Here is a 12,640-nt window from a genome sequence, read left to right as displayed (position 1 = left end):
GGAGGCTTACGCCTCCAGCCGATACCCCGCGCCGCGCACGGTCTGCAGCATGGCCTTGTCGAAGCCCTTGTCGATCTTGGAGCGCAGGCGGCTGATGTGGACGTCGATGACGTTGGTCTGGGGGTCGAAATGGTATTCCCAGACCTTCTCCAGCAGCATGGTGCGCGTCACCGACTGGCCCGCGTGGCGCATCAGGAATTCCAGCAGCTGGAACTCGCGCGGCTGCAGGTCGATCTCGGCCGCGCCGCGATGCACGGTGCGGGCGATCAGGTTCATTTCCAGGTCGCCGACCTTGAGCACGGTCTGGACCCCGCCCGTCTCGCGACGGCGCGCCAGGGCCTCGACCCGGGCGATCAGTTCGGCGAAGGCGTAGGGCTTGACCAGATAGTCGTCGGCCCCGGCCTTCAGACCCGTGACCCGGTCCTCGACCTCGCCCAGGGCCGACAGGAACAGGACCGGCGTCTGATCGCCGCCCTTGCGCACCGTCTCGACCATGCCGACGCCGTCCAGACGCGGCATCATGCGGTCCACGACATAGACGTCGTAGCCGCCCTTCTGCGATTCCAGCAGACCGAAGGCGCCGTCCACGGCGTGCGTGACCTCGTGCCCGGCCTCGCTCAGACCCCGCACCATCGCAGCCGCCGCCTCAGCGTCGTCCTCGACCACCAGAATACGCATAGGCCCCTCCGAAAAAAGATTCGGCGGCGATGTTAGCGCATCGCCGCCGATCCTGTGAGTTACGCCTTATTCAGACTTGGCGAAGGGCAGGACGACCGGATTGTTGCCGTTCGCCGTCCGCACCAGCAGCAGAACGCCGGTGCGACCGGCGGACTTCACCCGCGCGACGGCCTCCTGCAGTTCCTTGACCGAACTGACGCGACGGCTGTCGGCCTGCATGACGACCATGCCCGGCTGGAAGCCGAGCCGTCCGGCCCGCGATTGCTGAGCGACGGCGGTGATGACCAGGCCCTGCTGATCGTCGGAAAGTTCATAGCGGCTGCGCAGGGCCGCGCTGATCGGCGCCACCGTCAGCCCCTCGACCGCCTCGCCCACCGCCGCCGGCGCATTGGGCGTCTCCGCCTCCGGGTCCTTGCCGGCGTCAGGCGCGCCGAGATTGGCCGGACGCGTGCCCGCCCGGACGTTCACGGTCTGGCGGCGACCTTCGCGCAACAACTCCAGCCTCAGCGTCTCGCCGGGCTGCACCGCACCGACCGTGCGCGTCAGCTCGTTGCTGCCCCGGATGCTGCGGCCGTTGATGGAGACGACGATGTCGCCCGGCAGAAGCCCCGCGCTCGCGCCCGGCGATCCCTTGGTGACGTCGGTGATAAAGGCGCCCTTGGTCGCGTCGGGCAAGCCCAGGCTCTCGCGGTAGTCGCTGGTCAGATCGCCGATGGTGACGCCCAGATAGCCGCGCTCGATCGTCTCACCGCGCATCAGACGGTCCGTCGTGGCCTTGGCGATGCCCGCCGGAATGGCGAAGCCGATGCCCACCGAGCCGCCCGTCGGCGAATAGATGGCCGAGTTGACGCCGATCACGCGGCCATAGATGTCGAAGGTCGGCCCGCCCGAGTTGCCCCGGTTGATGGCGGCGTCGATCTGGAGGAAGTCGGTATAGGGGTTCTCGTTGCCGCCGATGTCGCGGGCCTTGGCCGAAACGATGCCGGCCGTGGCCGTGCCGCCCAGGCCGAAGGGGTTGCCCACGGCGATGACCCAGTCGCCGACGCGCGGCTCGGCCTTGTCCTCGAACGAGACGAAGGGGAAGTTTCCGCCTTCAACCTTGATGACGGCCAGGTCGGTCAGCGGGTCGCGGCCGATCAGGCGCGCGGTCAGCTCGCGCTCGTCGCTCAGCTTGACCTTGATCTCCTCGGCGTTCTCGACGACGTGGTTGTTGGTGACGATGTAGCCGTCAGCCGAGATGAAGAAGCCCGACCCGGCGCCCAGGGCCGTGGTCGAGTTGTCCTCGCTGTCTTCGCCCGAGCCGCCGCGCGGCGCGCCCGGAATCGGCACGGCGCCGAAGCCCGGAATCTGGATCGTCTGGCCGCTGGGCTTGGGCACCCGCGTCTTGACGTCGATCTGCACCACGGCGGGCGCGACCTGCTGGAAGATGTCGGCGAAGCTGAGCGGCGCGCCCTGCGGCGGCGCGAAGGCGGCGCCCGCGGCGCCGGCCGAGGGGGCCAGCCGTCCGCTGACCGCCGCCGGGGCCGCATGGGCGCCCGGCCAGCTGATGACCCCGCCCGCCGTCGCCACCGCGGCGAAGGACAGGCCGACGGCCGCCCCCAGAATGAACTCCTTGCGCTTCAGCATCGTCGTCCTTGCAGTCCTGAAAGCCGGAGCTCCGAAAGCTCCGTTCGCCCATGGATATAGGGCGTTTCGGCCTAAGCCAATGCGCCCTCGCAATGGTTGTTCCCGATCGACGTTCCCCGTGTGGCGCAGGTGCGTCAGGATCGCGGCGAAGCCTGACGATTTATATAGGCAGCCCCAAAACCGCTCATCCCGGCGGACGCCGGGATCCAGTATGAACCGCACGTGCTGCGTGTGGCTGGACAGCCCAGATTTCCGAGGGGGTGCTCATAGCTAAAGCTCTGGATCGCGGCGTCCGCCGGGATGAGCGGGAGATAGGGCAGAGGCTGACGTCAGCGTCCGGCTTCGTCAGACTCGGCCGTCAGTTCCGCCAGCGCTTGCTCTTCCTCCGCCGTCAGCGGCGCGACCTCGGCGCGGCGACGACGCGCCCGCCAGACGAACAGCCCCCCCGCGCCCAGCACCAGGGCGAACGGCCCGAACCACAGCAGCCAGGTCCCCGCCCGCACCGGCGGCTGGAACAGGATGTAGTCGCCATAGCGCCGCACCAGGTCCTGACGCACGGCCAGATCGCTCTTGCCCGACGCGATCTCCTCGCGCACCAGACGGCGCATGTCGGCGGCGATGCCCGCCGGGCTGTCGGCGATGGATTCGTGCTGGCAGACGACGCAGCGGATGTCGCCGAACAGGGCCCGCGCCCGCGCCTCCTGCGCCGCGTCGGGCAGAGGCCGGTCTGGCGCCGGCGGCGGTTCAGCCAGCGCGGCGCCCGCCATCAGAGTCAGCGCGCCGGTCAGGGACGCCAGGCGCCTCACGCCTTGGCCTCCCCGTTCTTCCGACGCGATCCCGCCCCGACCCGCAGCCGCCGGTCCAGCAGGGACAGCACCCCGCCCAGCGCCATGATGGCCGGGCCCAGGAAGATCAGCCGCGCCCAGGGATTGTAATAGACCCGCACCGTCCAGGCCGGCTCGTTCTTGTCGGTCGCCGCGCGTTCGCCCATGACCACATAGACGTCGTCCAGCCCGCGGAAGTCGAGACCCACCTCGGTCGTCGTCTGCCCGCCCGCCGGGAAGAAACGGCGCTCGGCGGTGATCTCGCGCTCGACCGCGTCGCCAGCCAGCGGGGCGACGGTCAGCCGCCCCTGCTCGGCCAGATAATTCGGCCCCTCGATCACCTGCACCGCGTCTAGCGTCACCTTCCACGGTCCCGCCGACACCTCGCCGCCCAGGGGGATGGCCGCTGCCGCCTCAGCCTTGAAGCTGGTCTCGACCACGGCCCCCAGGATGAAGACGCCCAGACCGGCATGGGCCAGGGTCATGCCCCAGGCGCCCAGCGGCAGACCCTTGGCGCGGCGCAGGGTCTCAGCCACCGGCGCGCGGAACGCCTTGGTCCGAACGCCCAGTTCAGCCAGCGCGCCCAGGATCAGCCAGGCCCCCACGCCCAGTCCCGCCGCCGCCAGCGCCTTCTTCGGCTCGAACAGCATGAAGGCCGCGAACGCCGCCACAACCGCCAGACCCGCCGCCAGCCACAGCCGCTGCACGGCCCCCTTCAGGTCGCCGCGCTTCCACGCCAGCAGGGGCCCGGCGGGCAGGATCAGACAGGCCACCACCATCAGCGGCACGAAGGTCGCGGCGAAATAGGGCGGGCCTACCGAAATGGTCGCGCCCGAAATCCCCTCGAGGATCAGCGGATAAAGCGTCCCCAGCAGCACCGTCGCCGCCGCCGCCGTCAGGAACAGGTTGTTCAGCACCAGCGCGCCTTCGCGGCTGACCGGCGCAAAGGCCGCCCCGCTCTTCAGCCCCGGCGCCCGCAGCGCGAACAGGATGAAGGCCGCGCCCGCCGCTGCGCCCAGGATGACCAGCAGCATCATGCCCCGCTCCGGATCCACGGCGAAGGCGTGGACCGAGGTCAGCACGCCTGAGCGCACCAGAAACGCCCCCAGCATGGAGAAGGTGAAGGCCAGGAGGGCCAGGAACACCGTCCACCCCGCCAGCGCCCCGCGCCGCTCGGTGACGATGGCCGAGTGCAGCAGGGCCGCGCCGGCCAGCCACGGCATGAAGCTGGCGTTCTCGACCGGGTCCCAGAACCACCAGCCGCCCCAGCCCAGTTCGTAATAGGCCCAGAAGGCCCCCAGGGTGATGCCGACCGTCAGCAAGGCCCAGGACGCCAGCGCCCACGGCCGCACCCAGCGGCCCCAGGCCGGATCGACCCGCTTCTCGATCAGGGCGGCGACCGCCAGCGAGAAACAGACCGAAAACCCCACATAGCCCGCGTAGAGCAGCGGCGGATGGAAGGCCAGCGCCGGGTCCTGCAACAGGGGGTTCAGCGACGCGCCCTGCACCGGGGCCGGATCCAGACGGGCAAAGGGGTTGGAGGTGAAGACGGCGAAGGCCAGGAACAGCATCGACAGCGCGCCCTGCACCGCCACCGCCGAGGTCTTGAGCCCGAACGGCAGGCCGCGCGCCAGGGCCAGCGCCGCGCCGAAGCCGGTCATGACCAGGCACCACAGCACCAGCGAGCCCTCATGGCTGCCCCAGGCGGCGGCGACCTTGTAGAGCATCGGCTTGTCGGTGTGGCTGTTCATGGCCACGTTCGACACCGAGAAGTCCGACACGGCGAAGGCGTAGATCAGCACCGCGAAGGCCAGCAATGTCGCCAGCGCCGAGGCGATCAGCGCCCCGCCGCCCGCCCCCGCCAGCACCGGACTGAGACGCAGTCGACCGACCGTGGCCAGCAATGTGGTCAGGGTCGCCAGCGCCAGCGCCAGGATCAGCGCATAGGCCCCCAGTTCGACGATCACAGGCTGCGGCTCGCGGCTGCAGGCGCTTCGCCCGTTGCGGGTCGCCACTCGCCCTTGGCCTTCAGCCGGTCGGCGACTTCACGCGGCATATAGGTCTCGTCGTGCTTGGCCAGCACCTGGCTGGCCTTGAAGGTGCGGTCGGGCTGGAAGGCGCCTTGCGCCACGATCCCCTGCCCCTCGCGGAACAGGTCGGGCAGATCGCCGTGATAGAGGACCTGGGTGGTCCCCACATTGTCGGTGACGACGAAGACTACGGTCCCGTCCGCGCCCTTGACCACGCTGCCGGCCTCGACCAGTCCGCCCAGGCGGATCACCCGCCCCGCCGGGGCCTTGTCCGCCGTCGCCTCGGACGGCGAGAAGAAATAGGTGACGTTGTCCTTCATGGCCCACAGCGACAGGCCGACCGCCAGCGCCAGCACGGGCGCCGCGACGACCACGACCCACAGGCGACGACGCGCCTTCGGCGATTTGGGAAGCCAGCTCATGTCAGGACATCACAGATAGGTTGCAGCAAGGCCGTCATCCGGCCCCGCCCAGTCTTTTTTGCAGGTCCGCCCGACGCGGATCGTTCGGCTCCAGCGCCGCGATCAGCGGGCCCCAGGCCGCCGCCGCTGCGGCCTTGTCGCCGCGCTTCAGCGCCGCTTCGCCGAGGAAATAACGCGCCCCCAACTGATCCGGGTCGCGCTTCAGCGCCTCGCGGAAGGCCGCCTCGGCGTCGCCGCCGACCGCGCCCTCGTTGGCTCGCACCAGGCTTTCGCCCAGCCGCGCCCAGCTCTGGGCGTCGTCCGGCTGGAGCGCCAGGGCCCGACGGAAGGCCGAGGCCGCGCCGATGGGGTCGCCCGCCTCGAATCGCGCGGCGCCCAGCATGGTCAGGGCGCGATGGTCGTCGGGGCGATCCTTGACGACGCGGCCGATCACGGCGGCGATCTGGGCCGGCTCCAGCGTCTCGGGCGACTGCGCCCATTGGCGCACGCGGGTCTCGTAGGCCTGATCCGGCATCCCCGGCGCGCCGGTCCCTAGATAGAGGCCCAGCGCCGCGACCGCCGTCAGGCCGATGCCGCCCAGAACCCATAGCCGATCCTTCGATCCGACCACGGGCGCGCGCGCGTCGCGCCGCGCCGCCAGCAGCCGTCGTCCCGCCTCGGCCCGCGCGGCGGTCCAGCCCGCCTCATCCAGCAGGCCGCGCGTCTTCAGCCGGTCCAGCTCGGCCAGTTCGCGCCCCGCGGCGTCGCGGTCGACCGCGCCTTCCGCGTCCGCGCCGCGCCGCGCGCCGGCCAGCACCACCAGCCCGGCCAGGGCCGTGGCCAATCCCGTCATGATCCAGAAGATCGTCATGCCCGCCGCTCTAGCGGATCAGGCGACCTGACGCGAGGCTCGCGGAGTCGCACCATCGGTCAAAACGCTCGGCGCCGCGCCGGCCACCGTCAGGCGTCGCCGCACGGTCCGGCCCGCCTCCTTGGCCCCGATCAGCCCCAGCAGCTCGACGGTCAGGGCGATGCGTTTGCGCGCGATCGCCTGGTTTGGGACCACGCCGTCGTTTAGCCGTTCGATCGCTTCGTCGGCCCAGGTCGCCAACCGCCCGGTCAGCCCCTCCGCCGTCTGACGCCGCTCGGCCTCGCAGCCGAACACCGTCGCCGGCCCGCGCACCAGGCCGATCACCGCCGCCAGAGCCTTCGCCCTGGCCGCCGCCTCGGCGTCGACCGCCTCATCCAGTCGCGGCGTCGGCCGCGTCATTCGTCCCGCCATCGCCGTGCGCTCGACCGGCAGCACCGCCTCCGCCGCCCGCTCGGCGGCGCTGAACAGCTCGGACAGGCGCGCGACGATCTTCAACCGCGCCTGCCGCACCGCCTTGCCCCAGGCGCTGTCAGGACGCAGCGGCAGGGTGACGTCGATCTCGGCCAAGGTCTCGGCGCACCAGTCCAGGTCGGCCTTCAGCAAGGCCGCGTCGGCGCCCGGCGCGGTCGGATCAAAGGCCGCCGCCTCGGCCGCGCGGTGGGCTAACGCCGTCACCACCCGGTCGACGAAGACGGCCAGTTCGCTCTCGCCCACCACGGTCTCGCGCCCGGCGGCGGGCGTGGCCTGAGCCACCAGCCGCAGCATCGTCCGCGCGTCCGACAACTGGGCGAAAAAGATCTCCATCAGCCGCGACGCCCCGTCCGGGGCGATCGCCGCCGCCTGACGCAGGGCCAGCTTCAGCTCCGCCGTCGCCTCCGGCGCCGGTCGACCCAGCCAGGTCTCCAGATGGGTCAGGCTGCGTCGCGCCAGCCCCGCCAGATCGAAACAGGCGGCCAGTTCCTCGACCTCGCTCGCCGTCCCCCCCGGCCACACGACCTCGGCCTGGTCGCGCACCGCCGAGGCGCCGCTCAGGCACAGGCGGTCGGCGACCATGCGCGACAGCTCGTCTTCGCGGTCCAGTTGCGGCAACAGTTCAGGTTCATTGCGGACAGCCAGCCGCCACAGCCGCGCCGGAACCGCCGCAGGAAAACTCAAGCCCGCCAGTCCGTCGGCGCGCGGTTGGAACAAGAGCGCCAGAGGCCCAAAGGCCGCGTCGCGCCGACGCCGGTCCAGCACCTCGGCCTCGACCATGTCGCGTAACGCCCAGGCCCGGTCGCCCGTCATCGTCGCCGCCAGCGCGTCGAGCGGCGGCAACATCGCGTCGGGGCATCGCGCGATCAGCTGGGCCAGGGCGGCCCTCTGTGCGGCCGACAGGTCCGCCATGGATGCTCCTCGGGCCGAAACGATTCCCGACCATGGGGCCGAGGGTGCGCCGTTCGGGTTAACAGGGCCTTTGGATCCGGGCGGGACGGGGTCAGCGCGCCTCGCGCGGCAGCGACCCGCGTTACGGAAGTCCGTTTACGACCCTTAGGCCTATTGCGGCTTTCGACCCTCAGCGGACATAGACGAGAGTAGCCAAAAGCCGATACGACTCCGATCATGGATCAGCTACCCGACCTGCTCCCCGAGCTTCGTGACTGGAATGGCGGTGAGGGGATCGCTCCGCTGGACTACGTCTACTCAATCGCCACCTCGGATAGCGCGCTGGCGTACAGCGAGCTATTTTGGCCCCGCTTCGTAGAATTCGAAGGGTACATCTTGCGCGACGGTTTTAACCTCGAGAATTTGCGCTCGTGGGAAAAACAAGACAGGCGACCACGATGCAACATCGAGGCAGCAATAAACTATCTCGGCATCGGCGATCTGTTTACCAACGAAGAAGACACCGAGCTTCTCTATCGTCGAGTGGTCCGTCTCGGTGAGGTTCTCTCACAGACGTACACGGCCAAGCTGAGGCAGGATTTTCCTGACAGGCATTTTGACGTCTCTCTGCTCGTTGACGAGCACGAGTATGCGCTGACGTTTTTTCAAAGTGACGGCTAAGTCCGCTAACCACCCTTAGCTGACAAAAGTGGCGTCCGCTCTTTGGCCTGGACGCCGATGTCCGCTCTTTGGCCTGCCGAAGCCCAGGACTGAAATCGACCCATAGGCGAAGTTAGGAAGGGACCCGTTTGTCGGGCGGGCTACCCCATGTAACATCCCTCGTGGAAACTGGAGCAGCCGATGCCGACACATCTTGCCAAGATTGCAGTCGCCTTGCTGCTTGCGACGGGATTGCAAGGCTGCATACCGGTCCGCTAGGCACACCGGCGATCATGCGCCGGGATGCGATTGCGCCATAACTCCGCTGCCCGCCCTTGGCCGCCGCAGCTAACGCCCGGCTGCGGCCTCTGCGCGTTGGAGTTCAAGCCACTGGGGCGCGTGTCTCAGAGCCTCGGCGTATTTTTTCGACGCCTCGCGGCTGCCTCTCTGGGCCGTCAGGCTGTCGCCCCAGGCCTTGAGGGGATCCGCCCAACGAGGGCCTCGCTGATGGGCGGCGGCGAACTTGATCTGGGCGGCGGCGTGGTCGCCGCGCGCCATCAGCGCCAGCCCCCAGCGCTGGTAGGCGAAGGGCAGCGACGGGGCCAGCGCCACGGCCTGGGCGTAGGCGGCGTCCGCCGCTGCGCGATCACCGCCGCGCTCGATCGCATCGGCGCGGAAGCTCGCGCATTTGACCCAACGGCCGGTCTTGGCGAACACCGCCTCCGCCTCGGTCGCGCGTCCCGTCAAACCATAGGCGAGGCCCAGGTAGCAGGGCATGTCCGGGTAGTTGATCTGCTGTTCCGTGTCCGCCAGCCAGACCTGATAGGCGGCCTCCAAAGGAGCGACCGCCGCCGCCGAATTGCCGGCCTCCAGAGCGCGAAGCCCGGCGATGTGACTGCGTACCATCGTCGTCGAAGGCGCGCCCTGCTCCGACGACGTCAGGGCGGTGGCGGCGCCTTGCCAGTCGTGCAACCGGCCAAAGGCCTCCGCGGCCATTGGCCCGGGGCTCTCCACCGTGGCCCCGCGCTTGGGATCGCGGCTGGTCAACGTCGCCAGCTGACTGCCGGCGTCCTGCGACAGATATTGCGGGTTGAGCCAATCGGTCCCGCGCGGCTGGTTGGACTTCGGACGGCTGGCCGCCAGGCGGCGCATCTCCTCGCTCGCCCGCCAGGCCGCCTCTTCGCCTTCGAATGTCGCCAACACCGCGACGAAATTGCCCTGCGCCACCCAATTGTCGGGCTTCAGCCGAAGGGAAAGCCGATATTTGGCGATCGCCTCGACGGGGCGTCCCAGGTTCTCCAGGGCATAGCCCCAATTATTGGCCAACGAGGCTTTCGCCTCGTCCGGGGCGCGTGGATAGGCCTGGGCCAGGAAGGCGTCGGCCTCGGCGGATCGGTCGGACGATATCAGATAGGCTGAATAGAGGGCGGGCTCGGCCTCGCCATAGGCGTATTCCGCCGCCTTGGTCGTCAGCGCCTGCAGGGCGTCGGGCCCCCCGGTGAAGGCTTTGGGGCGGATCCCGTTGCCGCGAACGGTCAGAGTCAGCGAGCCGTCGCTCTGCTGCACGAGATCGCCGGAAATATGGGTGTCGTTGCCCAGCCGCGCCCGCAGCAGCCGTTCGATCTCGCTGATCGACAGCCCGGTCTGGGGCACTTCGACATTGATGGCGCCCGTCCAGGCGCTGGCGACCTTGCGCTTGGCCGAGGCGGACCTCGTGGCGTCCTGGATGACCGAGATGGCGTCGAGCAGACCGCTGGCCGCCACCTTGCCGCTGATGCCCCGCGCGGCGAGCGCCGGCGGCGCGTCAAAGGCGTCGATCACCAGAGTGCGCGACTGCGAGGCCGAATAGATGACCCCCAGGACGAAGAGGGCGAAGATCAGCCCGAACCCCGCCGTGATGACCTGAAGAGCGACCCGGATCATCTGTCCCAGACGGCGGACCTTGGCCTCCTTGGCCTGGCCCATCATCTGGCCGCGCCGCAGCCGCCACTCCTCGGGGATCTCGTCTCTTTGAAGGCGCAAAATCTGCGCCTGTTCGTCCAAGAATTCCGAGGCCTTCTTGGCCACTTCCGGATCGGTGCTCGCGAGGTTCATGGCGAGGTCGGCGGCCACGCTGCCGGCCTGGCTGGCGACGCGGGGCGCCTCGGCCTTGCCGCTGGCCTCGGCCTGCTGGCCCCCGAGCATCGCGCCCACGATCCCGTTCGACATGACCCGATCCTCACCTGCCTCAACAGATAGATCAGCGTTATACGGCCCTGTCCAACCCTAACCTCCCTCGATCAGGACACTGCCGGTCCCGACAAAAGCATCAGCCCATGAGTTGAAGAACAGAAAGCTCCCAATCTCCTTGCCGCATGAACCTGAAAGGTACCGCAAAAGCGTGCACGAACTTGTCATGGTCGTGATCGGCTGGGCACTTGAGGCGCAAGACGTGCGCGGTTGGCTGGTGGGGGCTGGCCAAGCCCTAATTGACGAAGCCCTGCGGTTGATGACATCGCTGGCCGGCGGAGGTCGGCCAGCCCCTGGGCTATTGTCGCAAACCGACCCATAGCGGTCTTCGAACCAGTCTGCTTGTGATGGCCGTAATGGTGCTAGGTTTCTGACACGCTCCTGGACAGAACGGACTGCCTGAAGCCATTCACAAGGGGACGTCCGCTATTGGGCAGCGAGATAATCTTTATCATTCCCACGGTGCTCGGATTCGCCATCGTGGCGACGCTCAGCGGCACGCTTGGGCTCTGGTTTGTCTGGATCGCTGCGCGCCGACTCGGTCCGCCGTCATGGCGAACGGGTTCATCGTGCTTCCCGATCGGTGCCACTGCTTCAGTGCTGCTTGCCATCTCATTGCCTGCCGGCTGCATACGAGCCTGCCAGCCCGTCCCTCAGCCCGAAAGCATGAGGGCAGTGGCGGCCTTCGAGGTGCCGCTGACCACGGCGGTGGAGCGGGCCGACTTCCTGACCCTCCTCACCGCAGCGGCGGAGGCCGAGGGGCTCGACCTAAGTGTCGAGACGGCAGACGAAATGGAGCGCTGGCCTGAGATGTCACCCGAACTTCGCAGGTCGATCGATGCCACCGTCTATCGCGGCGGTGATATCCGCCAAGTCGAGGCTCGCGTTTCCGACCAGTTTCACTTCGGCCATGTGTGGATATCTTTCACCCAAGGTAGGGACCCGACGCTGACGCGGCGCTTCCGTGACCGGCTGATGTCACGGACCATTGAGCGCTGGCCCGAGACCCTGAGCGTGCCGGTCACCCAGACAGGCGGCCTCCCGCACAGGGAAGACTTGGTCCGGGGCGACCACGGCTATGAAATCAACTCGGCCAGAATGGCGGGATACATTTGCGGGACCGCTCCCGGTAACGCCCCCCCGTCGGCGTGCGACTAGGCGACTCGCCGTTTTTCGAAAGCTGATGTCCACTACCCACCCCTAGCTGAAGTTGGGGGCGTCCGGCTTTCGGGCCGGCTGGCCAAGGTCCGGTTTCGGGCCAGATGCCTATGTCGCAAATCGACCCATTGCGGACATCCGTCGGGTGGCTGTGTAGCCAAGGGGCAGCATTTGAAACGTAGGTGGTCCTCGGACCTATTTCGTCGTTTCTCGACCCTTAAAGGATAGGCCGGGAGGTGGGGGCGCTCCGTATGGGTTCGACACTTTTTCTCCGGGAAGGCTGCCTAAAGCGATGGTGACAGCAACCACGATCACGCCCTCCACTATGGCCAAGATGGGGAAGTGGTCCGGTTGAATGGTGAATCCAGCGATCACTCCGGCCGCGATCTGGATGAAGTAGTACAGCAACACCCATTTTCCACTCCAGCCGAGGTCGTGCACGCGAAAGACGTAGAGAAGCGCCAAGACAAAGCCCATCCCCCCTACATTCACGCCCGAAAGCTCTAGCGAAGTTGCGATAGCGGCCAGGATCGCCAAACAGAGCCAATAGGTCGCGCGATTGAAGCGATGTTCGAGAAATTCCATTTAAGTGCCCCCTCAGACTAGGTGGTGCCTATAGGCGATAGGATTTCCCGACCGCAATGTCCGCTAACCACGGTGGGCTCAACCGGTGAACGCAACACGCTAACTTTTCTTCGGAGATGGAGCGTGGGCGATGAAGCAGCGGCGGCGGATCTATTACTCGGCGGCCCAGCGGGCTGAAATCTGGGATCGCTGGAAGGCGGGCGAGTCGATGAGTTC

The 12,640-nt window shown here is 68.1% G+C and carries 11 protein-coding genes; 2 read left to right on the top strand and 9 right to left on the bottom strand.

Annotation, left to right across the window (positions count from 1 at the left end):
• Positions 1 to 6: 6 nt before the first annotated feature.
• From AC1DJ5_RS06350 to AC1DJ5_RS06320, 7 genes are all read right to left on the bottom strand, one after another.
• A complete protein-coding gene (locus AC1DJ5_RS06350; protein ID WP_441456076.1) occupies positions 7 to 678 on the bottom strand; it encodes a response regulator transcription factor in 672 nt (223 codons plus the stop codon).
• A gap of 66 nt (positions 679 to 744) precedes the next feature.
• Positions 745 to 2,304, bottom strand: coding sequence for a Do family serine endopeptidase (locus tag AC1DJ5_RS06345; protein ID WP_477020037.1), 1,560 nt, complete (start codon positions 2,302 to 2,304; stop codon positions 745 to 747).
• 329 nt (positions 2,305 to 2,633) lie between these two features.
• On the bottom strand, positions 2,634 to 3,110 hold the full coding sequence (locus tag AC1DJ5_RS06340; protein WP_441456074.1) for a cytochrome c-type biogenesis protein: 477 nt from the start codon (positions 3,108 to 3,110) through the stop codon (positions 2,634 to 2,636).
• The gene (locus AC1DJ5_RS06335; RefSeq protein WP_477020169.1) at positions 3,107 to 5,095 is read right to left on the bottom strand and encodes a heme lyase CcmF/NrfE family subunit; all 1,989 of its coding nucleotides are present in this window, start codon (positions 5,093 to 5,095) and stop codon (positions 3,107 to 3,109) included. Before AC1DJ5_RS06335 ends, AC1DJ5_RS06340 begins: the two co-directional genes overlap by 4 nt.
• Positions 5,092 to 5,580, bottom strand: coding sequence for a cytochrome c maturation protein CcmE (ccmE, locus tag AC1DJ5_RS06330; RefSeq protein ID WP_477020036.1), 489 nt, complete (start codon positions 5,578 to 5,580; stop codon positions 5,092 to 5,094). Before ccmE ends, AC1DJ5_RS06335 begins: the two co-directional genes overlap by 4 nt.
• Before the next feature lie 34 nt (positions 5,581 to 5,614).
• A complete protein-coding gene (ccmI, locus tag AC1DJ5_RS06325) occupies positions 5,615 to 6,430 on the bottom strand; it encodes a c-type cytochrome biogenesis protein CcmI (protein ID WP_477020035.1) in 816 nt (271 codons plus the stop codon).
• Between the two features lie 18 nt (positions 6,431 to 6,448).
• Positions 6,449 to 7,813 carry a hypothetical protein gene (locus AC1DJ5_RS06320; RefSeq protein ID WP_477020034.1) on the bottom strand — a complete coding sequence of 455 codons (1,365 nt, stop codon included), beginning with the start codon at positions 7,811 to 7,813 and terminating at the stop codon, positions 6,449 to 6,451.
• A gap of 216 nt (positions 7,814 to 8,029) precedes the next feature.
• On the opposite strand from AC1DJ5_RS06320, the gene AC1DJ5_RS06315 reads away from it, so the two are divergent.
• Positions 8,030 to 8,473 carry a hypothetical protein gene (locus AC1DJ5_RS06315; protein ID WP_477020033.1) on the top strand — a complete coding sequence of 148 codons (444 nt, stop codon included), beginning with the start codon at positions 8,030 to 8,032 and terminating at the stop codon, positions 8,471 to 8,473.
• A 327-nt stretch (positions 8,474 to 8,800) separates the two neighbouring features.
• Here AC1DJ5_RS06315 and AC1DJ5_RS06310 read toward each other — a convergent pair whose 3' ends face one another.
• Entirely contained in the window at positions 8,801 to 10,660 is a 1,860-nt protein-coding gene (locus AC1DJ5_RS06310; protein ID WP_477020032.1) for a hypothetical protein, read from the bottom strand.
• 450 nt (positions 10,661 to 11,110) lie between these two features.
• On the opposite strand from AC1DJ5_RS06310, the gene AC1DJ5_RS06305 reads away from it, so the two are divergent.
• Positions 11,111 to 11,839, top strand: coding sequence for a hypothetical protein (locus AC1DJ5_RS06305; RefSeq protein WP_477020031.1), 729 nt, complete (start codon positions 11,111 to 11,113; stop codon positions 11,837 to 11,839).
• 195 nt (positions 11,840 to 12,034) lie between these two features.
• On the opposite strand, the gene AC1DJ5_RS06300 is transcribed toward AC1DJ5_RS06305, so the two are convergent.
• Entirely contained in the window at positions 12,035 to 12,424 is a 390-nt protein-coding gene (locus AC1DJ5_RS06300; RefSeq protein ID WP_441456069.1) for a DUF805 domain-containing protein, read from the bottom strand.
• Positions 12,425 to 12,640: the final 216 nt, after the last annotated feature.

The sequence above is a fragment of the Brevundimonas sp. 01N35 genome (assembly GCF_056399785.1).
This window is presented reverse-complemented; position numbering and strand designations above follow the sequence as displayed.